At 71.8% G+C, this 25,831-nt stretch carries 9 protein-coding genes; all 9 read left to right on the top strand.

The window, feature by feature from the left end; all coding sequences use genetic code 11:
- The 9 genes from ACZ1DY_RS25335 to ACZ1DY_RS25295 all read left to right on the top strand — a co-directional run bounded on the left by ACZ1DY_RS25335 (nt 1) and on the right by ACZ1DY_RS25295 (nt 25,614).
- Nucleotides 1-867: a phytanoyl-CoA dioxygenase family protein gene (locus ACZ1DY_RS25335; RefSeq protein WP_465481081.1), complete on the top strand. Its 867-nt coding sequence runs from the start codon at nt 1-3 to the stop codon at nt 865-867.
- A 486-nt stretch (nt 868-1,353) separates the two neighbouring features.
- The gene (locus ACZ1DY_RS25330; RefSeq protein ID WP_465481080.1) at nt 1,354-4,779 is read left to right on the top strand and encodes a beta-ketoacyl synthase N-terminal-like domain-containing protein; all 3,426 of its coding nucleotides are present in this window, start codon (nt 1,354-1,356) and stop codon (nt 4,777-4,779) included.
- Entirely contained in the window at nt 4,776-8,231 is a 3,456-nt protein-coding gene (locus ACZ1DY_RS25325) for an acyl carrier protein (protein WP_465481079.1), read from the top strand. Before ACZ1DY_RS25330 ends, ACZ1DY_RS25325 begins: the two co-directional genes overlap by 4 nt.
- A 13-nt stretch (nt 8,232-8,244) precedes the next feature.
- Nucleotides 8,245-13,572 (top strand): type I polyketide synthase, encoded by a 5,328-nt coding sequence (locus ACZ1DY_RS25320; protein WP_465481078.1) that lies wholly within the window; start codon nt 8,245-8,247, stop codon nt 13,570-13,572.
- Nucleotides 13,573-13,681: 109 nt separating this feature from the next.
- Nucleotides 13,682-16,717 (top strand): non-ribosomal peptide synthetase, encoded by a 3,036-nt coding sequence (locus ACZ1DY_RS25315; protein WP_465481077.1) that lies wholly within the window; start codon nt 13,682-13,684, stop codon nt 16,715-16,717.
- The gene (locus tag ACZ1DY_RS25310; protein ID WP_465481076.1) at nt 16,714-22,140 is read left to right on the top strand and encodes an amino acid adenylation domain-containing protein; all 5,427 of its coding nucleotides are present in this window, start codon (nt 16,714-16,716) and stop codon (nt 22,138-22,140) included. The genes ACZ1DY_RS25315 and ACZ1DY_RS25310 overlap by 4 nt, the downstream gene beginning before the upstream one ends.
- Complete coding sequence (locus ACZ1DY_RS25305) at nt 22,137-23,408, top strand: ATP-grasp domain-containing protein (RefSeq protein ID WP_465481075.1); 1,272 nt, start codon at nt 22,137-22,139, stop codon at nt 23,406-23,408. Before ACZ1DY_RS25310 ends, ACZ1DY_RS25305 begins: the two co-directional genes overlap by 4 nt.
- Entirely contained in the window at nt 23,405-24,682 is a 1,278-nt protein-coding gene (locus ACZ1DY_RS25300) for an ATP-grasp domain-containing protein (protein WP_465481074.1), read from the top strand. The genes ACZ1DY_RS25305 and ACZ1DY_RS25300 overlap by 4 nt, the downstream gene beginning before the upstream one ends.
- Nucleotides 24,679-25,614, top strand: coding sequence for a TauD/TfdA family dioxygenase (locus ACZ1DY_RS25295; protein ID WP_465481073.1), 936 nt, complete (start codon nt 24,679-24,681; stop codon nt 25,612-25,614). Before ACZ1DY_RS25300 ends, ACZ1DY_RS25295 begins: the two co-directional genes overlap by 4 nt.
- Nucleotides 25,615-25,831: the final 217 nt, after the last annotated feature.

Genomic DNA, 25,831 nt, shown 5'->3' with positions numbered 1-25,831 from the left:
ATGCCCGTCAATCACACCGCCCCCACCCCCGCCCCCGCCCCGCTGCCCGCCGACGAACTCGAATCCCTGACCGCCCGCCTGCATCGGGAGGGCATCATCGGTCTCCCGCAGGCGTTCACTCGTGAGTGGGTCGGACGGCTGGGCGAAGACATCGAGACGGCGTTCGCCGAGGCGCGCGGCCGCGAGAACGGCGCGGTCGGTCGCGGACCCAACCGGTTCTACGTCGAAATCCATCCCGAACAGTTGCGCGGCTTCGCGGAATTGGCATCCCATCCGTGGATCACCGCCGTCGCCGAGGCCGTGCTGGGTCCGGAGTACCGGATCGTCGAGGTCGGCTTCGACGTCCCGCTGGCGGGCGCGATGGACCAGCCATGGCACCGCGACTTCCCGATGCCCGAGGAGACCGCCCGCCACGGCAGGCTGAACTCGTTGGCCGTCAACGTGACCGCCGTCGACACCGAACCGGACATGGGGCCCTTCGAGATCGCGCCCGGCACGCACTGGGAGGACGGCGGCACGTTCGAGCACGGCATGTTCCCGCCCCGGGAGGCGTACCCGCGCTACCGCGAGCTGGCCGTCCGCAAATTCCCGCGTATGGGCGACATTTCGATCCGGTCGGCGCTGACCGTCCACAGAGGAACCGCGAACCACTCGGCCAAGAGCCGTCCCGTTCTCGTCCTCGGTCTCGACGGGCCGGGAGCGGGCAACGACGCCCGCCACGACACCGCCGTGACGAGGGAATACTGGGCGACCCTGCCGGACTCGGTGCGCGCCCACCTCGATTGCCCGATCGTCGACACCCTGCGGCCCATCACGCAGAAGCACACCATCGAAGGTCTCGTGATGGGCGAATCCGGCAAAGACTGAACGCTGATTATTCGCCGTCGCGGAATTTGATTCTCGCTGAAATGCGTTTCGGCTTCATTTGGTCGCCGGAGATGGCCGTGCCCGGGAAGCCGCCCAGGTCGGCGGTCGCCCGCGCGACCGTATTTCTGAATCGATCGCGGAAATCGGCCCATCTGCTGTCGGTGAAGGTATTTTCCGACAAGGTGTCGGTTAATATCCGACGTGTCACCGAAAGTGATCGATCGAGTGTCGTTTGTGTCCGAAGGACCGTCGCGAAGTGCTGGCCAGGGCGCCGATTCGGGGGTAAGGCGCGGAAAACTGCGACGTATGGTCCAATATGGATGGAGCGTTCGGACTAAATCCGCGAAATTCGTATTCCACGGCGCGGCCGGTCGTCTTAACCTTGCGTGATTCTTCACCTGAATCTGCACTGGGGAGCAAGATGAAGTCCACGCCGTTGTTGTTGTCGCGCGCCCGAAAAACCTCGGAGCGACTGCTCGACGCCCGATGACACGACCCGGCTGCGTCAGCCGATTCGACGTAAACGCCCGGCAAACGCCCGACCGGATCGCGGTCTTCGAGCACGGCGGCGGGATCACCTACGCCCGGCTCGCCGGCCTCGCGGGCGGCCGCGCGCTGCGGTTGCACGACGCCGGTGTGCGGCCGGGGGAGCGGGTCGGGCTCGTCACCGGGCACGGCAGCGCCGCGATCGCGGCGATCCTCGGCACCCTCGCCGTGGGCTGCACCTACGTCCCGCTGGACCCGTCCTTCCCCCGGGAGCGGCTCGAGTACCAGCTCGCGGCCGCGCGGGTGACCGCCGTGCTCGCGGACCCGGAGTATGTCGAGCTCGCGGAGTTCTTGTGCCGCACGGGATCCGCGCGGCTGGTGCGTTCGGGTGCGGAGACCGCGCCGCTCCCGGTGCCCGAATCCGACCCGGACGGCTTGGCGTACGTGCTGTTCACGTCCGGCTCCACCGGCAGGCCGAAGGCCGTCGCGCAGACCCACCGCAACCTTCTGCACGTCGTCGACAACCAGATCGACGCGCTCGGCATCACCCCGGCCGACCGGCTCAGCCTGCTCGCGTCGTTCGGCTTCGACGCGGCGATCCCGGACCTCTATCCGGCCCTGCTCACCGGCGCCGCGCTCGTACCGGTCGACCTGCGTGCGCACGGCGTCGCCCACGCCGCGCGCGAGCTGGCCCGGCACGAGGTGACCGTCTACCACTCGACGCCCACGGTCTACCGGCATCTGCTCGACGTCCTCGGCGAGACCGGCCTCCCGTCCGTTCGGACCGTGCTGCTCGGCGGCGAACAGGCGACCCACGCCGACGTCCGCCGCGGCCGGTTCGCGCCGGAATGCGTGTTCGTCAACGGTTACGGCGCCACCGAGGTGACCTTCGCCGCGCATTACCGGACGACCGCCGCCGAGCTGGACCCGGATGCCGAGGGACCGCTGCCGATCGGGCGCGCGCTGCCCGGGTTCACACTCACCGTGCTGGACAGCGGCGAACTCGAAGTGCGCGGACGGCACCTCGTCGACGGTTACCTCGACCAGCCGAGCCCGGCGTTCGGGGTGACCGCCGACGGCGGCCGCCGCTACCGGACCGGCGACCTCGGCAGGCTCCTGCCGGACGGGAACCTCGTCTGCCTCGGCAGGCTTGACCGGCAGGTCAAGGTCCGCGGATTCCGGGTGGAGCTGACCGAGATCGAAGCCAAGCTCGCCGAACAGCCTGGCGTCGCCGAAGCCCGCGCGATCGTGCGAGACGGCGATTTGCTCGCCTACGTGACCGCGGCAGGCCCGCGTCCGGACGGCCGGGTGCTCCGGGCCGCGCTGGTGGACGCCCTGCCCGGTTACTCGGTGCCCGCGGCCGTCGCGGTACTGGACAGTTTTCCGCTGACAGTCACCGGAAAGCTCGACGAACGGGCGCTGCCGGATCCGCGCTCGGCCGCGACCGTCCCGGCCGAGCGGCTGAACCCGGCCGAGGAACGTGTGCACCGGATCTGGTGCGAGGTGCTGGGCCGTGACCGGATCGGCAGCACCGAGGCGTTCTTCGACGCCGGTGGCGACTCGCTGCGGCTCGGGCGGGTGCAGGTGCGGCTGGCCGACGAGTTCGGCGTGAACGTCCCGCTGCTCGCCCTGTTCGAGCGCACGACGATCGCCGGGCAGGCCGCCTGGCTCACGAAGTCCACTTCGGACACTCGGACGCCCGCCACCGCGGAGGAGCAGGCCGGGGATCTCATCGCCGTCGTGGGGCTGGCCTGCCGGTTCCCCGGCGCGCCGGACACCGCTTCCTTCTGGTGGAACCTCTGCGCGGGCGTCGACTCGATCCACGACTACACCGACGACGAGCTGACGGCGCTGGGCATCGGGCCGGGCCTGCGGGCCGACCCGGCGTACGTGCGGGCGGGCGGCCGGATCGAGGGGATCGAGGAGTTCGACGCCGGGTTCTTCGGCTTCACCGCCGACGAGGCCGCCAGGACCGACCCGCAGCACCGGCTCTTCCTCGAAACGGCGTGGCAGGCACTCGAAGACGCGGGCCGCGACCCCGCCGCCGAGACCGGGCCGGTCGGGGTGTTCACGGCGACCTCGGTGAACCGCTACTTCCTCTTCCACCTGTTCGGCAACCCGGCGGTCACCGGCGACGTCGACCCGGACGACTGGGAGGGGCGGCTGACCGGCCGCCAGCTCACCGACCACCTGCCCGGCCAGGTCGCCTACCGGCTCGGGCTGACCGGGCCGGCGGTGGCCGTGCAGAGCGCGTGCTCCAGCTCGCTCGCGGCGGTGGCGATGGCCGCGCAGAGCCTCGCGGACTACCGGTGCGACGTCGCGCTGGCAGGCGGGGCGAGCGTGACGTGGCCGCGGTACCGCAGTGGCGGGCTCGTCTCACCGGACGGCCGGTGCCGCGCGTTCGACGTCGCCGCGGCGGGCGCCGGGTTCAGCTCGGGCGCCGGAGCGGTCGTGCTGCGGCGGCTGGCGGACGCGATCGCCGACCGCGACCACGTCTACGCCGTGCTGCCCGGCTGGGCGATCACGAACGACGGCCCGGACCGCGCGGGCTACGCCGTGCCGGGACCGGCCGGGCAGGCGGCCGCGGTGGCCGAAGCGCTGGCCGTCGCGGAGGTCGCCCCGGACGAGGTCGCGCTGCTCGAAGCCCACGGCAGCGGCACCCCGCTGGGTGACGCGATCGAGGTGGCCGCGCTGAACCGCGTCTACCGCGACGCGCCGCCGGAATCGTGTGCGCTGGGCTCGGTGAAGACGAACATCGGGCACCTCGACGCGGCGGCCGGTATCGCCGGGCTGATCAAGGCCGTGTTGTCGGTACGGCACGGCGTCATCCCGCCGAACCCCCATTTCACGGCCCCGCATCCGGAGGTCGACCTGGCAGGCGGTCCCTGGTACGTCCCGGCGAAGGCCGCCGACTGGCCCGCCCGCGAGCGGCGGGTGGCCGGGGTCAGCTCGTTCGGCATGGGTGGCACGAACGTGCACATGATCGTCGAGGAGGCGCCTGTCGCCCCGCCGCGGCCCGCGGCGAGCGGTTCCTTCGTCCTGCCGGTGTCCGCGCGTGACCCGAAGGCGTTGCGCGAGGCGGTGTCCAGGCTGCGCGACCGGCTCGCCACGGACACGCCGGACCTCAGGGACGTGGCGTACACGCTGTCGGGCCGGAGGGCGTTCGCCTGCCGGGCCGCCGTGGTGGCGGACTCGGTCGCGTCGGCGGTCGACGCGCTCGACGCCCTGCTGGCGAACGGAACCGACGTCGAGGGCCCGGCCGGGGCGGAGCGAGACCTGGCCGCCCGCTGGACAGGAGGCGCCGACGTCGAGTGGAGCGCGGACGGCGATCCCGGCCGCGTCCCCTTGCCGGGCTATCCGTTCCAGCGAGAGCGGTACTGGATCGAACCACCGCACCACACAGCCGACCAGGAGACCCCTCGGTGACCGACACCTTGCCCGTCACGGGCGGCCATGGCCCGCCACTGTCCTATCCGGACACCACGCTCACGGAGCTGATCCTCACTCAGGCGGCGCGTACGCCGGACGCCGTCGCCGTCCGGCAAGGTGACGCCCGGCTCACGTACCGGGACCTGATCGCTTCGGCGACCGGCGTCGCGCGGCTGCTTCGCACCCGGGGTGCCGGACCCGGCGTCCGCGTCGGTGTCTGCGCGGACCGGCGGCCGGAGCTGATCTCGACCGTCGTGGGGGTGCTGCTGTCCGGGGCCGCCTACGTGCCGCTCGAACCCGGCGGCCCGAAGGCCCGGCTGGCCGAAATCGCCGCGGACGCCGGGATCTCGCTGGTCGTCGGTGACCGCGCGAAGGCCGAATTCGGGGCCACGGAAGGCATCGAGGCGTTCGACGTGCCCGCGCCCGTGGACGGGCCCGTCGAGTGCCCCGCCGGGCCGGACGACCTCGTCCACCTTCTCTACACCTCCGGCTCCACCGGACGGCCCAAAGGCGTGCTGACCAGCCACCGCAACGTGGTCGCGTTCGTCACCGGGTTCCCCGCCGCCCTCGGGATCCGGCCGGGCACCCGGACGCTCGGCATCTCGTCGCCCGCCTTCGACGCCTTCACCATGGACGTGTTCGTCCCGCTGGCGCACGGCGGATCGGTCCAGCTCACCAGCGCCGCCGACCGGTCCGACCCCGAACGGCTGCGGCGGTTCCTCGTCGAGCACGACGTCGAGTGGGGCTTCGTCACGCCGACGCTGCTGTCCATGGTGGACCCCGCGGCCGTCCCCGGCTGGCGCGTCATCGCCTGCGGTGGCGAGCCGGTGCCCGCGGAGCTCGCCGCGCGCTGGATGCCGGGGCGGCGGTTCTTCAACGCCTACGGCCCGACCGAGACCACCGTCGTGGTCGTCACCGACGAGGTCACCGGCATCCCGGCCGACCCGCTGCCGCTCGGCCGCCCGACGCCGAACCACCGGGCCTTCGTCGTGGACGCCGAGCTGCGGCCGGTCGCGCCCGGTGAGATCGGTGAGCTGCTCATCGGCGGTCCGGGCGTCGCGCTCGGCTATCTCGGCAGCCCCGAGCTGACCGCCGCGAAGTTCGTCGACGATCCGACCACGCCGGGGGAGCGGCTCTACCGCACCGGCGACCTCGTCCGCGAGCTGCCCGACGGCCGTCTCGAATTCGCCGGCCGCGCCGACCGGCAGGTGAAGGTCCGCGGCCAGCGGATCGAGCTGGGCGAGGTGGAGGCCGCGCTCACGAGCCATCCGGACGTCGACGCCGCCGCGGTGGCGGCCGTCCCTGGGCCGGCGGGCACCCGGCTGGTGGCCTTCCTCGCACCGGCGTCCGCACCGTCCGATGTGGACGAACTCGGCCGGGACCGGCTCACCGCGGCGATGCGCCCGGCCGCGGTCCGGGTGCTCGACCGGCTGCCGGTCAACCCGGTCACCGGCAAGATCGACCGGCCCGCGCTGCGCGACCTCGCCGAAGCGGCACTGGCGGGACAACAAGAGGATCTCGGCCCGCTCGGCACCCCGGCGGAACGCGCGGTCGCGGCCATCTGGCGCCGCGTGCTCGGCTCCGGCGCAGGGCCGGATTTCCTGGCCTCGGGCGGGAATTCGATCGCCGCGATGCGGCTGGTCGCGGCGCTACGGACGGAGCTGGCCGCGGACGTCGCCACGGAGGACGTGTTGGCAGGCGGCACGCTCGAAGGGCTCACCCGGCGGGTCGCCTCCGCGCCACCGCTGACCGGGCCGGGACTGACCACCGGGCACGCGCCCGCGCTGTCCCCGCAGCAGCGGCGGCTGTGGTTCCTCGACCAGCTCGCCCCGGACGCCGCGCCGTACAACATCGCGATGGCGTTCCGGCTGACCGGCGCGCTGGACGTCGACGCGCTGCGCCACGCCCTGCGCGCGGTCGCCGAGCGGCACGACGTGCTCCGCTGGCGGATCCGGGCCGTCGACGGAGCGCCGGTGGCGGATCGCCTTCCGTCGTCGGACGTTCCGCTGCCGGTGGCACCGGTGACCGAGGACGGTCTGCGGGCCCGGCTGGCCGCCGACGCCGCGACGCCGGTGCGTCTCGACCGCGAGGCTCCCTGGCGCGTGCGGCTCTACCGGCTCGGCGCGACGGAGCACGTGCTCGGCTTCACGCTGCATCACGCGGTGTTCGACGGATGGTCGCAGGAGCTGCTGTGCGCCGACCTGTCGGCGGCCTACCGGGGTGAGCCGCTGCCGCCGCCGGTGGCGTCCTATGCGGACTACGCGGTGTGGCGAGCCGGACGCGACGAACGCCGTGAGACGGTGGATGTCGCGTGGTGGACAGAACATCTCGCCGGTGCACCGGCCACAGTGGACCTACCGCGCGACCGGCCCCGCCCGATCGTGCAGACCTACCGTGGTGCGAGCCTGCGCCAGTCCTTTTCGGACAGTGTGGCTGAGTCGGTCCTGGCGCTGGCCGCCCGCACCGGCACGACGCGTGCCGGGGTCCTGCTCGCCGCGTTCGGCCAGCTGCTGCGGCGGCTCACCGGCGCGACCGACCATCTGGTCGCCACGGTCGTCGCGGACCGGCAGCTCGCCGAATGCCAAGAAGTCGCCGGGTTCTTCGTGGACATCGTGCCGGTGCGGCTGCGGGCCGACGACGCCGTGGACTTCGCCACGCACGTCCGCGACGGCGGCGCGGAACTCCTCGCCGCGACCGCGCATCCGGCCGCGCCGGTCGAGCGGCTCGTCGAGGCGCTCGGCGTGCCCCGCGACCCCGCGCACGCCCCGCTCGTGCAGGTGATGTTCAACGTCCTGAACTTCACCGAGCCGCGGCTGGACCTGCCCGGCGTGGCCTCGGCGTGGCTGCCGGTCGACAAGCCGGGGTCGCCGTTCGACCTCACGGTGTACGTCCACGACGACGGCGTCGAACTGCTGTACAACCCGGACCTGTTCGACCACGCCCGGATGGCCGGGCTCGCCGAGGACTACGTCGCGCTGCTCGGCGCGCTGGCCGCGGCGCCGGACGCGCCTGTCGGGACCAGTGTGCCGGAGCTGCCGCGGGCGGACGTCCGCACCGCCGCGCCTGCCGCGGCGATCCGCGTCCGGGCACGGCCGCCATCGGTGGCCGCGGATCCGGCGGCGCTGGCCGCGACCGAGGCCGTGATCGCGCGTGCCTGGTGCGACGTCCTCGGTGTCGCCGAAGTCGGGCACACCGACAATTTCTTCGACGTCGGTGGGAATTCGCTCGCCCTGGCCCGGGTCCACGCCCAGCTCACCGATCGGCTCGCCCGCCGGATCCCGATGGTCGACCTGTTCAGCCACCCCACCGTCCGCGCCCTAGCCGCGCACCTGCACTCCGGTGCCGCCGCCAGCCCCGAACTGGCCCGTGCCGCCGAACGCGTCGCCGCCCGCCGCGGCCGCACCCAGTCCAGAAGACCCCGTCGCACCGCCGGCCCCACCGGCCCTTGATAGGAGCACCACCGTGACCCACCACCCCGAAACCGGCACCGGCGATCCCGGAGCCGAACCGATCGCGATCGTCGGGCTCGACGTGCGCGTGCCCGGCGCGCGAGACGCGCACCAGTTCTGGCGCAATCTCGTCGACGGCGTCGAATCGATCGTGCCCGCCACCCGCGAGGAGATGATCGCCCGCGGTGCTTCACCGGACACAGTGGACGATCCGAGCTGGGTGAACGCCACCGCCGTGGTCGACGGCTTCGACGAGTTCGACGCCGAACTGTTCGGGATGACCAGCCGTGAGGCCGAGATCACCGATCCGCAGCATCGGCTGTTCCTCCAGTCGTGCCACGCGGCGCTGACCGACGCGGGCTACGACCCGGCCCGGTTCAGCGGCGCGATCGGCGTCTACGGCGGATCCGGGGGCACCGGATACCTGACCGAGAACCTGATGCGCAACGAACGGCTCCTCGCCTCGCAGCACGGCGGTATCGGCATCTCGACCGGTAACCAGCCGAGCTACCTGACGACCTCGGTGTCGTACAAGCTCAACCTCCGCGGCCCGAGCCTCGCGGTGTTCACCGCCTGCTCGACGTCACTGGTCGCGGTGCACCTGGCCTGCGAGGCGCTGCGCAACGGCGAGTGCGACATGGCGCTGGCCGGCGGGGTCAACGTGGAGATGCCACACGGCGTCGGCTACATGGGCGTCGACGGTTTCACCTCGCCGGACGGCCACGTGCGCGCGTTCGACGCCGGAGCCAACGGCACGGTCTGGAGCAGCGGCGTGGGGGTCGTGCTGGTGAAACGGCTCTCGCAGGCGATCGAGGACGGCGACCACATCCGCGGAGTCGTGCTCGGCAACGCGATCAACAACGACGGCGCCACCAAGGTCGGCTTCTCCGCGCCCAGCATGTCCGGGCAGACCGAGGCGGTCGCGCAGGCCGTCGGCATGGCCGGTGTCGACCCGCGCACCATCGGCTACGTCGAGGCGCACGGCACCGGCACCGCGCTGGGCGACCCGATCGAGATCACCGCACTGTCCACTGTGTACGGGAACGGGACCGAGGACACCGGCTGGTGCGCGATCGGCTCGGTGAAGTCCAACATCGGCCACCTGTCGCAGGCGGCGGGCGTGGTCTCGTTGATCAAGGCCGTGCTCGTGATGGAGCACGGGCTGATCCCGCCGACCATCAACTACCACGAACCCAACCCCGGTATCGACTTCCCGGCGAGCCCGTTCTTCCCGGCGCGTGTGGTGACGAAGTGGGAGGCGGGCCAGGCGCCGCGGCGCGCGGGCGTCAGCTCGTTCGGTGTCGGTGGCACCAACGCGCATGTCGTCCTGGAGGAGGCGCCGGTCCCCGAGCGGTCCCGGACGCCGCACCCGGCGCACCTGCTGCGGGTGTCGGCCAACACCGAGGAGGCGCTCTCGGCCGCGGTCGACCGGCTGGCCGACCGACTGGCCGGGGACGTCGACCTCGATCTCGCCGACGTGGCCCACACCCTGGCCGCCGGGCGCACCGAGTACCCGCATCGCGCGGTCGTCGTCGCCCGTGATCTGGAGGACGCGGTCGACGGCCTGCGCGACTCCCGGCGCCTCGTTTCCGGGCAGGCCGGGGAGACGAACGTGGCGTTCCTCTTCCCCGGGCAGGGTTCCCAGTACGCCGGGATGGGCGCCGAGCTGTATGACGCCGAGCCGGTGTTCGCCGCGGCCGTCGACGAGTGCCTGCGGCTGCTCGAATCCGGGCTGCCGGAGCTGCGCGAGCTGATCTTCGGGCGCGGCGGCGAGCAGGCGCTGCGGGAAACCCGCGTGACCCAGCCGGCGCTGTTCGTCGTCGAGTACGCGCTGGCGATGCTGTGGCAGAGCTGGGGCGTGCGGCCCGCGGCGATGATCGGTCACTCGGTCGGTGAGTACGTCGCCGCCACGGTCGCCGGGGTCTTCACCCTGCCGGACGCGCTGAACCTGGTCGCCACGCGGGGCCGCCTGATGCAGTCGATGCCGGCCGGGGCGATGCTGGCCGTCCAGCTCGACGAGGAGGGCGTCGCCACGCGGCTGCCGGAAAACCTCGCGATCGCCGGGGTGAACGGGCCCGGCACCTGCGTCGTGGCCGGGCCGTCGGACGCGGTCGCGGAGTTCGCGGCGACACTCAAGGCCAGCGGCGTGCAGTGCCGCGAGCTGGTGACCTCGCACGCGTTCCACTCACCGATGATGGACCCGATCCTCGCCGAGTTCACCGAGGCCGTCGCCGCCGTCGCCCGCACCACGCCGGCGCTGCCGTTCCTGTCGAACGTCACCGGCGAGTGGATCACCGACGCCCAGGCCACCGACCCCGCCTATTGGGCCTCCCATCTGCGTCAGGCCGTCCGGTTCGGCGACTGCGTCAAGAACCTGTTCGTGCGCGGCGGCCGCTGGGCGCTCGTCGAATGCGGTCCTGGTCATCAGCTGTCCGGGCTGTCCCGCGGCCAGGTTCCGAAGGGGATGCCCGCGCCGCAGCCGAGCCTGCCTGGTCGCAACGAGCGCATCGGCGACGTCGAAACACTGTACGGCGCGGCCGGTCTCTTGTGGACGAACGGGGTTTCCCTCGAACCGCGGACGTTCGGCGCGCCCGGCCAGCGGGTGCCGCTGCCCGGCTACCCGTACGCGCGCAAGCGGTACTGGGTCGACCCGGATCCGGTCACGGCGACCCAGCCCGTGCGGTCGAGCGGTCCGCTGCCGCTGTCCGAATGGTTCGCGGTCCCGGCGTGGCGGCAAGCGGAACCGGACCTGAGACGCGAGCCGTTCGCGAACGCGCTCGTCTTCGCCGCCGCCGACGTCCTGCCCGGCCTCCTGCGCGACGCGGGTGTGACGGTCACCGAAGTGCGCCCCGGCGACGGATTCGCCGCGACGGAGACCGGATTCACCGTCCGGCCCGGGGTGCGCGAGGACTACGACGCGCTCGTGGCCGCGCTGCCCGCCCGGCCCGAGCGGGTCGTGCACGCCTGGACGCTGGCCGGGGAAGAGCGCGGCATGGCCGCACAGGACCTCGGGTTCTTCAGCGTGCTCAATCTTGTTCAGGCCTGGGGCGAACCGGTGCGGATCGACGTGCTGAGCACCGGTACCGCCGACGTCACCGGCGCCGACCTGACCCGGCCCGAGCACGCGACCCTCGCCGGTATCGCGCGGGTGGTGCCACTGGAGATCGCGGGCACGGTGGTGCGCCGGATCGACGTTGATGGTTTGCAGGACGTCGTCGCCGAGCTGTTCCGCCCGGCCGACGCGGCGGCCGAGGTCGCGCTGCGGGCCGGTCGTCGCTGGGTGCTGGACTACACCCAGCTCGAGCTGCCCGCGGCCGCCGAGCCGGTGCTGCGCGACGGCGGCCGGTACTTGATCACGGGCGGGACCGGCGGTATCGGCATCACGCTCGCCGAGGACCTCGCCCGCCGGGTGCGGGCGAAGCTCGTGCTGGTCACCCGCGCCGGGCTGCCACCGCGGGCGGAGTGGGACGCACACCTCGCCGCGCACGGCGGCACCGACCGCGCCGGGCGCGCGATGCTCGCCGTCCGGCGGATGGAGGCCGCGGGCGCGGAGGTGCACGTCGCCGCCGCCGACGTCACCGACGCGGCGCGCTTGCGTGAGGTGCGTGAGCTGGCCGAGCGCGAGTTCGGCGGCCTCGACGGGATCGTGCACGCCGCCGGGCTGCCCGGCGGCGGCGTCGCCGAGGTGAAGGAGCGGGCCGCGGCTGAGGCCGTGCTGGCCCCGAAGATCGCCGGGACGCTGGCGCTGGCCGAAGCGTTCGCCGACCTGCCGATGGACTTCGTCGCGCTGTGCTCGTCGATCACCGCGGTGGCAGGCGGCATCGGCCAGGTCGATTACTGCGCCGCCAACAACTTCCTCGACGCCTACGCGCGAGGTGACCACGGCTGGCGAGCTCGGCTCGTCTCGCACGCCTGGGGTGGCTGGGACGAGGTCGGCATGGCCGCGGAGGTGGCCGCGCCGACCACGATCCGCACCGCCCGGTCGCGGACGCTCGGTCCCGTCGAGCACCCCGTGCTCACCACGCGGTCCGAGGACGGCGCGCACGGCCTCGTCTCGGCGGCCACGCACTGGCTGCTCGACGAGCACCGGATCGCCGGGGTGCCGGTGGTTCCGGGGACGGGACACCTGGAGACGGTCCGTGCGGCGGTGGCCGCGGCGTTGCCGAAGCCCGGCGACGGACACGTCGTCGAGCTGCGGGACGTCGCGTTCCTGGAACCGTTCGGCGTTCCGGACGGCTCGACCGCCGAGTACCGCGTGGAGTTCGACGGCGACGACTTCACCGTGACCAGCCACGTCGCCGGCGCGAGCCGGACCCACGTCCGCGGATCCGCCGGCTGGGTCACGGCCGGGGCGACGTCCACTGTGGACATCGAAGCGGTGACCGCGCGGACCGAGCCGATCGACGACGGGCACGGCTTCGGCACCGGCCGCACCAGCATGGTCACCTTCGGCCCGCGCTGGGCGGCGCTGCGCGAACACCGCATCGGCGCACAGGAGGAACTGGCCACGATCACGGCTCCCGACGCGGCGGCGGGCGACATCGGCGCGTGGGGGCTGCATCCGGCACTGCTGGACGTCGCGACCGCGTTCGGCCGGGGCCGGGGGAGCGGCACCTACCTGCCGATGAGCTACGGCCGGATCGTCGTGCACGACGCGCTCCCGGCGAGTTTCCGCAGCCACCTGCGCTACCGCGACTCCGGTGGCGACCAGGTGGTGGCGGCCGACCTCTCACTGTGCGACGAGGCCGGCCGCGTGCTCGTCACGATCGAGGATTTCGTGCTGCGCCAGGTCGATCAGGAGGCGGTCGGTGGTGGGCTGAATGCCGCGTCCGATATGTCCACTGTGTCCACTGTGGACAAGACGTCGACCGGGATCCGGCCGGTGGACGGCGCCGAGGCGTTCGTCCGGGCGCTGGCCCCCGGTCTCGGCGGGCAGGTGGTGATCAGCACGCTCCCGGTGCGGGAGCTGATCGAGCACCGGGCCACCGCCGAGGAGCTGGACGAACCGGGCGAAGCGCCGGTGAAGGTGTCGGAGGACGACTATGTCGCCCCGCGCACCGACCTGGAGGCCGAGATCGCCCGGCAGTGGACCGAGCTGCTCGGCGTGGAGAAGATCGGCGTGCACGACGACTTCTTCGCCCTCGGCGGGAACTCGCTCGTCGCCATCCAGCTCATCGCCCAGGTGCGCAAGGCGACCGGTACGCGGCTGGCGATGAAGACGCTGTTCGAAGCGTCCACAGTGGCCACTCTGGCCGAGCGGATCGAGGAACTGCGCGCCGGCAAGACCGAGGCGCCCGCCGAAGAACCCGCCCGGACCACCATCCCGAAGCTCGAGCGCTGAACCGTGCGGCGGGTCGTGAGTGGCGTTTCGGGTTAGAACCCGAAACGCCACTCACGACCACCTGGACCGACACGGCACTCTCGCGTGACCTCTCACTGAACAGGAAATCATGAGCGACACGAAGGAATGGACGTTCCCGGCCTCGTTCGGCCAGGAGCGGATCTGGCTGTCCGGCCAGCTCGACCCGGCGTCCCCGGTGTACAACCTGCACTGCCAGGCCCGGCTGGACCGCCCGCTGACCGCGGAGCAGTGGCGTGCCGCGCTCGGCGTCATCGTCGGGCGGCACGAGGCGCTGCGCACGTCGTTCCGCATGGACGGCGGCGCGCTCATGCAGGTGGTGCACGCCGAGGTGCCGATCGAGCCCGAGGTCCACGACCTGCGGGATCTGCCCGCCGGCGCCCGTGAAGACCGGCTCGCCGAACTCGTCGGCGCCGTCACACGCGAGGCCGTCCCGCTCGACTCGCCGCCGCCGTGGCGGGCGCAGGTGTGCCGGATGGCCGACGACGAGTGGGTTCTCACGTTCGTCGTGCACCACACCGTGTTCGACGCAGGGTCGGTCCTGGTGCTGGGGGCCGAGCTGGGCGAGGCGTGCGACGCCGTGTTCGAGGGCCGCGAGCCGAAGCTGCCCGAGCTGGCCATCCAGTACCCGGACTTCTCGGCCTGGCAGCGCGGGCAGCTCGAAGCGTCGAGTGAGCAGCTGGACTACTGGCGCAAACAGCTCGCCGGGCTGCCGCCGGTACACGGCCTGCCCACCGACCGGCCGCGGCCGTCGGAGCTGACGTTCGCCGGTGACCAGGTGCACTTCGCCCTCCCGGACGGCCTGATCGACCGGGTCGGTGAGCTGAGCCGGGAGCTGTCGGCGTCGCCGTTCATGGTGCTGCTGGCCGGCTACGCGGCGCTCCTGTCGCGACTGTCCAGAGTGGACGACATCGTCGTCGGCGTCCCGGTCGCCGGCCGCGACCTGCCCGAGCTGGCCGACCTGATCGGCATGTTCGTCAACCAGATGGCCGTGCGCGTCGACTGCTCGGGCGCGCCCGCGTTCACCGAGCTGGTCGGCCGGGTCCGGACAACGTTGCTGGAGGCGATCGACCACAGTCAGGTGCCGTTCCAGGCGGTCGCCGAAGCGGTGGGGGCCGAACGCGACCCCGGCGTGCAGGCGCTGTACCAGCTGGGCTTCAACTTCCTGCCCGACTCGGGGCTGGAACCGATCCGCTCGGCCACCGCGAAGGACGACATCGCGATCGACCTGACCGCCGTGGACGGCAGGCTCGTCTACCGCACCGACCTGTTCGACCGCGAGACCGCCGAAGCCGTGGCCGAGCGGTACGTGCGACTGCTTACCGCGGCACTGGCCGATCCCGCTCGATCGATCGCGGATCTGCCGCTGCTGTCGGATACCGAACGTGAACTGGTCCTGACCGGCTGGAACCCTGAAGTGTCCACTTCGGACGCTAAGACCGTGCACGCCCGATTCGAGGACCAGGCGCGGCGAACCACGGACGCACCCGCCGTCGACTTCGGCGGGGTTCGCCTGACGTATGCCGAGCTGAATGCGCGAGCCAACCGCGTCGCCCACCGGCTGCGTGAGCTGGGCGCCGGTCCCGGCTCCGTCGTCGGCGTATGCGTGCCGAACTCGGCGGACCTGCTGACCGGCGTGCTCGGGGTGCTGAAGAGCGGCGCGGCCTACGTCCCGCTGGACCCGGCCAACCCGGCTCCCCGGCAGGCGCTCATCCTCGCCGACGCGGGTGTGCCGTTCGTGCTGGTCACCGGTGAGTCCTCTTTGGACACCAAGACGCTCGCACTGGACGACCCGGCGGAGTGGTCCGCCGCGGCCACCGAAAACCCGGAACCGGCGGCCGGACCGGGCGACGTCGCCTATGTGATCTACACGTCGGGTTCGACCGGGCGGCCCAAGGGCGTCGAGGTCGAGCACCGGGCCGTCGACACGTACCTGGCCTGGGCGCGTGAGGCGTACCCCGGACTGGCCGGGCGGGCGTTGCTGCACACGTCGGCGTCGTTCGACCTCACCGTGACGACACTGCTCGGCACGCTCACCGCCGGGGGCGCGGTGGTCGACGGCGGCCGCCCGACGTTCGTCAAGGCCACGCCGACACACCTCGCCGTTCTCGCCGAGGACCTCTTTCCCACAGGCGAGCTGGTGCTCGGGGGCGAAGCGCTGACCGCCGAGACCGTCCAGCCGTGGCGGGACCGCCACCCCGGCACGCTCGTCGTCAACGAATACGGCCCGACCGAGGCCACCGTCGGCTGCGTCGTGCACCGGATCGAACCCGGGGACACGCTGCCTTCCGGACCCGTCTCGATCGGCCGTCCGGTGCCCGGCACCCGCGTGCACGTCCTCGACGAGCGGCGGCAGCCGGTGCCGCCGGGCGTCCCGGGCGAGCTGTACGTCGCCGGGCCGCAGCTGGCCCGCGGCTACCTCGGCCTGCCGGAGCTGACCGCGGAGAAGTTCACCGACGGTCCGTCCGGCCGGATGTACGCGACCGGCGACCTCATCCGCTGGCGCCGCGACGGCACACTCGACTACCTCGGCCGCATCGACGAGCAGGTGAAACTGCGTGGCTATCGCATCGAGCCCGGCGAGGTCGAAGCGGCGCTGCGTGAGCTGCCGGATGTGCGGGACGCGGCCGTGGCGGTCCGCGGTGACACGCTCGTCGGCTATGTCGTCGGCAGCACCGAGGGCGCGGCCGAGGCCCTGCGGAAGACATTGCCGGAGTACCTGGTGCCGACCAGGTTCGTGACGCTCGACGCGCTGCCGATGGCGGCCAGCGGCAAGCTCGACCGGGCCGCGCTGCCGGATCCCGAACCCGGCGAGGCGCCGGCGTACGTCGCACCCCGGACCGCTGCCGAAGAACTCGTCGCCGAAGTGCTCGGCGAGTTGCTCGGCATCGACGATCTCGGCGCGCACGACGACTTCTTCGCCCGTGGCGGCAACTCACTGCTGGCGATCCGCGCGATGGCCCGGATCCGCAAGCAGGTCGAGGTCGACATCCCGGTGCGGGGGCTGTTCACCCTCACCACGGTCGCCGGGCTCGCCGCCGAGATCGAGCGGCGGCTCTCCGAAGACCTCGACCAGCTCAGCGACGAAGAGGTCCAGCGCCAGCTGGCCGAAGGCGAGAACTCATGACCGCGATCGACGAGACCAGCGCGGCCGCGCGCCGCGCGCTGCTCGAACGACGGCTGCGACGGCGCACGGAGACGGCCGCGACCATCACACCGCGCCCCGCCGACGCCGCTGTCCCGCTGTCGTATCAGCAGGAACGCGTCTGGTTCATGGAGCAGTTCGCGCCGGGCACCGGGTCGTACCACATCCCGGTGCCGATCCGGCTGACCGGCAGGCTCGACGTCGCCGCGCTTCAGTCCGCTTTGGACTCCCTGCCGGCGCGGCACGAGGCCCTGCGGATGCGGTTCCCGGAAGGAGAGGACGGGCAGCCGACCGTCCACATCGAACCTTCGATCTCGGTCGCTCTGTCCATAGTGGATGCAGGTGGTGAGGAAGCCGCCCGCGCCGCGGTCGACGCCGCCGCGGCCGAGACGTTCGACCTGGCCACGGGTCCACTGCTGCGGGCGACCCTCGCCCGGGTGTCCGACGAGGAACACCTGCTGGTCCTGTGCACGCATCACATCGTGGGCGATGGCTGGTCGGTCGACCTGCTGCTCCGCGACCTCGCCGCGCAGTACCACGCCCTGAGCACCGGCGGCACCGCCGAGCTGCCAGCGCTGAGCATCGGGTACGGCGACTTCGCGCACTGGCAGCGCCGCACGCTCACCGGCGGCGAACTCGACCGGCAGCTCGAGCACTGGAAGGCGCAGCTCGCCGGAGTCGAGCCGCTGGAGCTGCCCACGGACCGGCCCCGGCCCGCCAAGCAGAGTTTCGACGGCGAGATCCACGAGTTCTTCGTCGAACGCGATCTCGCCCGTGCCCTCGGTGAACTGAGCCGCGAGCACGGGGTCACGCTCTTCATGACCCTGCTGGCCGCCTACCAGGTGCTGCTTTCGCGGTACTCGGGCCAGGAGGACTTCGCGATCGGCTCGTCGTCGGCCGGGCGCGGCCTGCCCGAGCTGGAGGGCGTGGCGGGCATGTTCATCAACATGCTGCCCCTGCGTGCCCAGCTTGAGGGCGACCCGACGTTCGCCGAGCTGCTCGAACGCACCCGGCGGCACGTGCTGGACGCGTTCGAGCACGCCGACGTCCCGTTCGAGCGGCTGGTGAACGCGCTCGGCGTGCCCCGCGACGTCAGCCGGTCGCCGGTGTTCCAGGCGATGTTCGTGCTGCAGAACTACGAGATGGGCCGGATGGGCGCGGCCGGGGAGTCCGAAGTGGACTTCCGCTGGTTGCCGATGGACCTGCCCGCCACCCGGTTCGACTTCGAGTTCCACGCGATCGAGCTCGAACGCGGGCTGATCGGCAAGCTCGTGTACAACACCGCGCTGTTCACCGCGGACACGGTCGCCGGGATGGCCGGGCGGCTGGTCACGCTGCTGCGCTCGATCGTCGCCGCTCCGGACCGGCGGCTGTCCGAAGTGGACATCCTCGACGCGGTGCAGCGCGAACTCGTCCTGGAGCGCTGGAACGCCACGACGGCCGAATTCCCGCAGACCACGCTGCACGCGCTCGTCGAGGAGCAGGCCGCCCGGACGCCGGACGCGCCCGCGGTGACCTTCCGCGGCGCGTCGCTGACCTACCGCGAGCTGGACGAGCGGGCCAACCGGCTCGCGCACCGGTTGCGTGGCCTCGGCGTCGGGCCGGGCGTGCTCACCGGCGTGTTCGCGGAACGGTCGTTCGAACTGGTCGTCGCGCTCCTCGGCGTGCTGAAAGCCGGTGGCGCGTATGTCCCGCTCGATCCGGAGTATCCGGCCGACCGGCTGGCGTTCATGCTGCGCGACGCGGCCGCGCCCGTCGTGGTGACGCAGGCGGCGTTGCGCGAAACGCTGCCGCCGGGCGACGCGACCGTCGTTGTCGTAGATGACGCTGCCGATCTCGCCGAGGCGACAGAGCCGCCCGAGCCGCTCGCCGGCCCGGAGGACCCGGCGTACGTCATCTACACCTCGGGTTCCACGGGCCAGCCGAAGGGCGTGCCCAACGGTCACCGCGGCATCGTCAACCGGCTCGACTGGATGCAGCGCGCGTACCGCCTCGACGGCACCGATTCGGTGCTGCAGAAGACCCCGGCCGGTTTCGACGTGTCGGTCTGGGAGTTCTTCTGGCCGCTGATCACCGGCGCGCGGCTCGTGCTCGCCGAACCCGGTGGCCACAAGGACGCCGCGTACCTGCGTGAGCTGCTCGCGTCCGAAGGCATCACCACCGCGCACTTCGTGCCGTCGATGCTCACGCTCTTCCTTGCCGAACAAGGCGTCGAGACGTGCACAGCGCTGCGACGGGTCGTGTGCAGTGGTGAGGAGCTGCCGCTCGACGCGGCCCGCGAGTTCGTCCGGCGGCTGCCGGACTGCGAGTTGCACAATCTCTACGGCCCGACCGAAGCCGCCATCGACGTCACCTCCTGGCACTGCACGTCCGCCGCGCTCGCCGAGGTCGCGTCGGTGCCGATCGGCGCGCCGATCCAGAACATCCGGATCTACGTCCTCGACCGTGCCGGTCGGCCTTGCCCGGTAGGCGTGCCCGGCGAGCTGCACATCGCCGGTGTCGGCCTCGCGCTGGGCTACCACAACCGCCCGGAGCTGACGGCCGAGCGGTTCGTGCCCGATCCGTTCCACAGTGGACGGATGTACCGCACCGGTGACCTCGCGCACTGGCGCCCGGACGGGACGATCGCGTTCCTCGGCCGGATCGACCACCAGGTCAAGTTGCGCGGACTCCGTATCGAGCTGGGGGAGATCGAGACGACGTTACGCGCCCAGCTGGGCGTGCGCGACGCCGCCGTGATCGTCCGCGAGGACACGCCGGGGGACAAGCGGCTGGTCGGGTACGTCGTCGGCGACGCCGAGCCTGGCGCGTTGCGGACGGCGCTCAAGCAGAGTCTCCCCGACTACATGGTCCCGCCGTCGTTCGTCGCGCTCGACGAGCTGCCGCTCACCCCGAACGGCAAACTCGACCGCAAGGCGCTCCCCGCTCCGGTCGCGTTGCGGGACGCGACCAAGGAACTGGTCGCGCCGTCGACCCCGGTCGAGACCCTGCTGGCCGAGATCTGGCGCGACGTGCTCAAGGTGGGCGAGCTGGGCGTCGACGACGACTTCTTCGACCTCGGTGGCCATTCGATGCTGGCCACTCAGGTGGTGGCGCGGATCGGCAAGGCGGGCGCGGGCCAGGTCGGCGTCATGGACCTCTTCCAGCACCGCACGATCCGCGAGCTGGCGTCCTTCATGGACGGTGACGACACCGACCGGCCGCGGCATCTGCTGTACGAGCTGACCAAGCCGGCGAAGCAGCGGACATTGACCTATGTCTGCTTCCCCTATGGCGGTGGTAGCGCGATCGTCTACCAGCCATTGGCCGACGCCCTCCCGGAGGGTTACTCGCTCTACTCGGTCGCCATCCCCGGCCACGACGTCGGCTTGTCCGAGGAGGCGCTGCCCTTCGACGACCTGGTCGAGCGGCTTGCCGACGAGATCCTGGACCGAATCGACGGCCCGCTGGCCATCTACGGCCACTGCGGTGTCGGCAACGCGCTCGCCGTCGCCGTCGCCCGGATGCTCGAAGAGCGCGGCCGCGAGCTGGAGGTCGTCTACATCGGCGCGATCTTCCCGTTCGCCCGCATGAAGGGCGCGGTGGGCACGCTGCGCACGCGGCTGGAGAAGCTGCGCAGCAACCGGTACTACTCGAACTGGCTCAAGGGCATGGGCGTCGACACCGACGACCTCGACCCGGCGCAGGCCGACCGGATCATCACGAACATGCGCGCCGACAGCCGCGCTGCCGAGGAGTATTTCAGCGGCCTGCTCGACGCCCGCGTGGCCAAGCTGCGCGCGCCGATCGTGTCGGTGGTCGGCTCCGAGGACCCTGTCACCGACTTCTACGCCGAGCGGTACCGGGAATGGGAGTTCCTCACCGACACCACCGGGCTCGTGGTGCTCGACCAGGCTGGGCACTTCTTCCTGCGGTACCGGGCCGAAGAACTCGCGGAGATCGTCACGCGCGTGCACCCGGCGCTGGACGACCCCGGCGAGCTCGACGTCCGGGTCCGCGGCGAGGACGCCGGCTGGGCGGTGCACGAGACCCACCGGGCAGAAGCGGACGACAAACCCGCGGTGCGGCCGAGCATGGGCCGGTTCGTCACGATCACGATCGGGCAGCTGGTGTCCTCGACCGGTTCGGCGCTGACGTCGTTTGCGGTGCCGATCTGGCTCTACACCCGCACGGGCTCGGTCGCCGACCTCGGCCTGCTGTGGGCGCTCGCGCTGCTGTTCGGCGTACTCGTCCTGCCGGTGGCGGGCGCTCTGGTCGACCGCGGCGACCGGCGGCGGATCATGATCGCGGCCAGCAGCATCGCGGGCGGGATCCAGCTGATACTGGCGTTGCTGCTGATCACCGGGCACGTCCAGCTGTGGTTGTTCTACGTGCTGATCCCACTCGGGTCGGTCGCCGCTTCGTTCCAGCGCATCGCCTATCAGTCCTCGGTGGCGCAGCTGGTGCCGAAGCAGTACCTCGGTCACGCGATGGGTCTCGCGCAGCTGTCCACCGGTTTCGCCCAGCTGCTGATGCCGGTGATCGCGGCCGGGCTGCTGGCGACGATCCAGCTGTCCGGAATCCTGATCCTGGACATGGCGAGCTACGCGTTCGCGATCGTGGGCCTGCTGCTGGTGCGCTTCCCGGACATGCTGGGCTGGCGCCCGCGCGAACCGCTGCTGACGGCGATCGCGGGCGGGCTGCGGTACTCGTGGAACCACCGCGGCTTCCGCACGATGCTGCTGTACTTCGCGCTGGCGAACGTCTTCCTCGCTCCCGCGCTGGTGCTGCTTTCGCCGCTCGTGCTGTCGTTCGGTTCGGTCACCGACGTCGCGCAGGTGGCGCTCGCCGAGGCCGTCGGCGCGGTCGCGGGCGGCATCGGGATGGCGCTGTGGGGCGGACCGCGGCACCGGCGGATGGTCGGCGTGCTCGTCGGCAACGTCGGGATCGCGCTCGGCAGCCTGGTGATGGGCCTTCGGCCGTCGCTGATCGTCGTCGCGGCCGGGGTGTTCCTCCTCGCCGCCGCGATGTCCGTGTCGCAGGGCATCTACGCGACGCTGGTGCAGGTCAAGGTGCCACAGCGGTTCCACGGCCGGGTGTTCGCGATCAACCAGACGATCACGTGGTCGACGCTGCCGATCGGGTTCGCCGTGCTGGCGCCGCTGGCCGTCGGCTGGTTCTCGCCGCTGCTGGCGCCGGGCGGCGCGCTGACCGGGTCGGTCGGCGCCGTGCTCGGCACCGGCGAGACCAGGGGCATCGGGCTCGCCTACGTCGTCTTCGCGCTGATCCTGCTGCTGATCAACGTGGGCGGGTTCTCGCTGCGGCTGCTGCGCCGGTTCGACACCGAAGTGCCCGATTCGCTGCCCGACGACCTGGTGGGGGCGCAGGAACGGGAGCGCAAGCTCGCGGGGAAGGAAGCCGCATGAGTACGGCAGTGCTGGTCAGGGAGGCCCGGGGGCACTGGGTCGGCGAGGTCGCGCCCGCCATCCGGGCGGCCGGGCACCGCGTCGTGCTGCTCGCCCCGCCGATGGACGCGGCCGAGCGGGCGGCGCTGGACGGTGTGGTGGACGACGTCGTCGCGCTGGACGACGTCCACGACCCGGAGGCGGTCGCGGCGAAGGTCCGGGAGATCGACGGCGGTGCGCTGGCCGGGATCTTCACCGGCTCGGACGGCGCTATCGCGAGCACTGCCCGAGCCGCGGAGCTGCTCGGGGTGGCGCGCTGCCCGGCGTCGGTGTTCACCCTGTGCGCGAACAAGTTCGCGGTCCGGGAGGCGCTCGCCGCGGCCGGGCTGCCCGGGCCCGCGCACGCCCTGATCTCCTCGGCCGCCGAGGCGGCGTCGGTCGCTTCGGAGGTCGGGCTCCCGGCGATCGTCAAACCGGTCAACGGCGCGGGCAGCAACCTCGTCCGGACCGTGTCCACTGTGGACGAACTGGCGGCCGCGTACGAGCATCTGGCCGCTCGGCTGCCCGAGTCCGCGGATCCGCGTTACCACCGTCCACTGGGGACATTGGACCCTTCGGTGACGTTCCTCGTCGAAGGATTGCTGTCGGGCCCGGAGTACGCGGTGGACGTGCTGGTCCGTGACGGGGTGGCCGAACCGGTCGAGATCCTCGACAAGCCGTTGATCGACGAGCGGAAGTTCGAGCTGGCGTTGTCGTGCCCGCCCGCCGGGCTCAGTGCCGGCCGGGCCGAGCTGGTCACCGCGGCGGCGGTCGCGGCCGTCCGCGCGCTGGGGCTCGACAACACCTGCGCCCACGTCGAGCTGATCGACGACGCCGACCGCGGTCCGACGATCGTCGAGGTCAACGCCGGCAGGCCCGCCGGATCGATCATGCCGCTGCTGGCGAAGCTGCGGACCGGCATCGACGTGTTCGCCGAGCTGGCGGCGCTCGCGGTGGGCGCTCCGCCACCGGTGCGGGAACCGGCGAAACTGCCGATCCCGCTGGGCATGCTGATCCTCTACGCGGCCGGTTCGGGCCGGTTGACCGGCATCGGCGGGCTCGACGAGATCGCCGAGCTGCCCGAGGTGATCGACGTCGTCACCACCGTCTCGCCGGGGCAGGTGCTCACCGACGAACAGGAGATCTACGCGGTCAACCTCGTCGTGGCCGGGTTCGCCGATCACGACGACCTCGCCGCCCTGCACGCCGAGGCGAGCAAGCTCGTCCGGCTGGAACTGGAGGACGTGTGAAGACCGCGTTCGTGGTCTGCGAGACCGCAGGGCAGTGGATCGCCGACGTCGTGGCCGCGGTGCGCGCGACCGGGCTGGGGGCGGAGCTGGTCACCCAGCCCCTCGAACCGGCCGAGCGGGCACGGATGGCGGAGCTGGTGGACGGCGTCGTCGTGGTCGACGACGTCCGTGACGCCGAAGCCGTGGCCGCGGCGATCCGGGAGCGGACCACGAGTCCGGCCGGGGTCATGACCGCCGCCGAAGGGATCATCGCGAGCGTCGCCCGTGCGGCCGAGCTGCTCGGCGTCGCGCGCTGCCCGGCGTCGGTGTTCACCGTGACGCACAACAAGTTCGCGGTCCGGCAAGCGCTGGCCGCGGCGGGGTTGCCCGGCCCGCGCTGCGCGCTGATCTCGTCGGCCGCCGAGGCGGCTTCGGTCGCTTCCGCGGTCGGGCTCCCGGCGATCGTCAAGCCGGTGAACGGCGCGGCGAGCAATCTCGTCCGCACGGTGTCCACCGTGGACGAACTTGCGGCGGCTTACCGGTTGCTGGCCGAGCGGTTGCCGCTGTCGGAGGACGCCCGGTACCACCGGCTCGTCGGCGGCGGACCGGATCCGATCGACCCGCTGAAGGTGTTCCTCGTGGAAGGCCTGCTGCGCGGCCCGGAGTACGCGGTCGACGTCCTGGTGCGCGGCGGTGTCGCGAAACCGGTGGCCGTGGTGGAGAAGCCGCTGATCGACGAGCGCAAATTCGAACTGGGCATGGTCTGCCCGCCGCTCGAACTGTCCGAAAAGGACACCGAACGGCTGATGGCGGCCGCGACGGCCGCCGCGCTCGCGCTGGGCCTGGACAACACCTGCGCGCACCTCGAGCTGATCGACGACGCCGAGCTGGGCGCGACGATCGTCGAGGTGAACGCGGGCCGCCCGGCCGGCGGCGCCCAGCCGGTGCTGCTGAAACTCGCGACCGGCATCGACGTCATCGCCGAAGCCGTGTCGCTGGCACTGGGCACGCCGCCGCCCGCGCGAGGTGCGGGCCTGCCGGTTCCGGTGGGTTACCTGATCTTCTACGCCGAGGGCACCGGTCGGCTGGTCCGCGTCGACGGCACCGACGAGGTCGCCGACCTGCCCGAGGTCCTGGAGGTCGTCACGATCGTGCGCCCCGGCCAGCTGCTCACCGACGACCAGGAGATCTACGCGGTGAACGTGCTCGCCGCGGGGTTCGCCGACACCGAAGACCTCGCCGCGCTGCACGCCGAGGCCGCCAAGCTGATCCGATTCGAACTGGAGGAGTCATGACCGCCGAACTCGCGGCGAACCTCGGCCACATCGAGGGAAACGAACACACGAAGCTCACCGTGTACGCGGCCACGGGCCTGGACTGGGTGCGCGCGCACCGCGAAGTGCTGCAGGACCGGCTGCGCGAGCACGGCGCGATCCTGCTGCGCGGGATGCCGGCCGACCTGACGGTGTTCAACCAGATCACCGAGGAGATCGGCGGCTCGCTGCTGACGTACACGGAACGGTCGACGCCGCGGTCGGCGGTCTCGGGCAACATCTACACCTCGACGGAGTACCCGCCCGCCGAGTCGATCCCGATGCACAACGAGAACTCCTACTCGGCGCACTGGCCGGACCGCCTGTTCTTCCTGTGCGACACGGCGGCCGAAATCGGCGGCGCGACGCCGATCGCCGACAGCCGCGTGATGTACCGCCTCCTGCCGGAGGACCTGCGCGAGCGCTTCGCGGGCGGCGTCACCTACACCCGGGCGTTCCGCGAAGGCCTCGGGCTGACCTGGCAGGAGGCGTTCCAGACCGACGACCGCCAGGTGGTGGAGGACTACTGCGCCGCCAACGGGCAGACGTTCGAGTGGACCGATGAGGGTCTGAGGACGCGGCACGTGCGGCCCTCCTTCGCCGAGGAACCGCACACCGGCGCGATGGTGTGGTTCAACCAGGCCAATCTGTTCCACGTGTCGAGCCTGGGGGAGGAGGTCAGTGAGGCGCTGCTGGAGCTGTATCCCGTGGAAGACCTGCCCCGCAACGCTTTCTTCGCCGACGGCTCACCGATCCCGCAGGCGGACCTGGACGCGATCAAGGCGGCGTATGACGAGGTCAGCTACGCGTTTCCGTGGCAGCCGGGCGACATCATGGTGATCAACAACATGCTGATGGCGCATGGGCGGGAGCCGTTCACGGGCAAGCGGCGGACGTTGGTCGCGATGACGTGACCTTCGTTTTTCGGGGCGGGGTCGGTGGCCCCGATCGGATGCGCGGCTGCTGTGGTGTCGCGAAAGCCACTTTCGGGACGTGTGATGTCCCGAAAGTGGCTTTCGCGACACGCGCCGAGGCCGCTCACGTTGCGAAAGCCGCTTTCCCCACCTTCAGCGTCCGGGGGTCGGTGAAGTTGAGATGGCGCAGCCCAAGAGTGTCCACAAGGGACACTTC

Source organism: Amycolatopsis sp. PSD-21 (genome assembly GCF_055561455.1).
Note: the sequence above shows the minus strand (reverse complement) of the source record. Positions and strands in the feature narration are given on the sequence as shown.

Coding starts and splice junctions, on each gene's coding strand:
- ACZ1DY_RS25335 (WP_465481081.1), top strand. CDS start 1: ATGCCCGTCAATCACACCGCCCCCACCCCCGCCCCCGCCCCGCTGCCC.
- ACZ1DY_RS25330 (WP_465481080.1), top strand. CDS start 1,354: ATGACACGACCCGGCTGCGTCAGCCGATTCGACGTAAACGCCCGGCAA.
- ACZ1DY_RS25315 (WP_465481077.1), top strand. CDS start 13,682: ATGAGCGACACGAAGGAATGGACGTTCCCGGCCTCGTTCGGCCAGGAG.
- ACZ1DY_RS25310 (WP_465481076.1), top strand. CDS start 16,714: ATGACCGCGATCGACGAGACCAGCGCGGCCGCGCGCCGCGCGCTGCTC.
- ACZ1DY_RS25305 (WP_465481075.1), top strand. CDS start 22,137: ATGAGTACGGCAGTGCTGGTCAGGGAGGCCCGGGGGCACTGGGTCGGC.
- ACZ1DY_RS25295 (WP_465481073.1), top strand. CDS start 24,679: ATGACCGCCGAACTCGCGGCGAACCTCGGCCACATCGAGGGAAACGAA.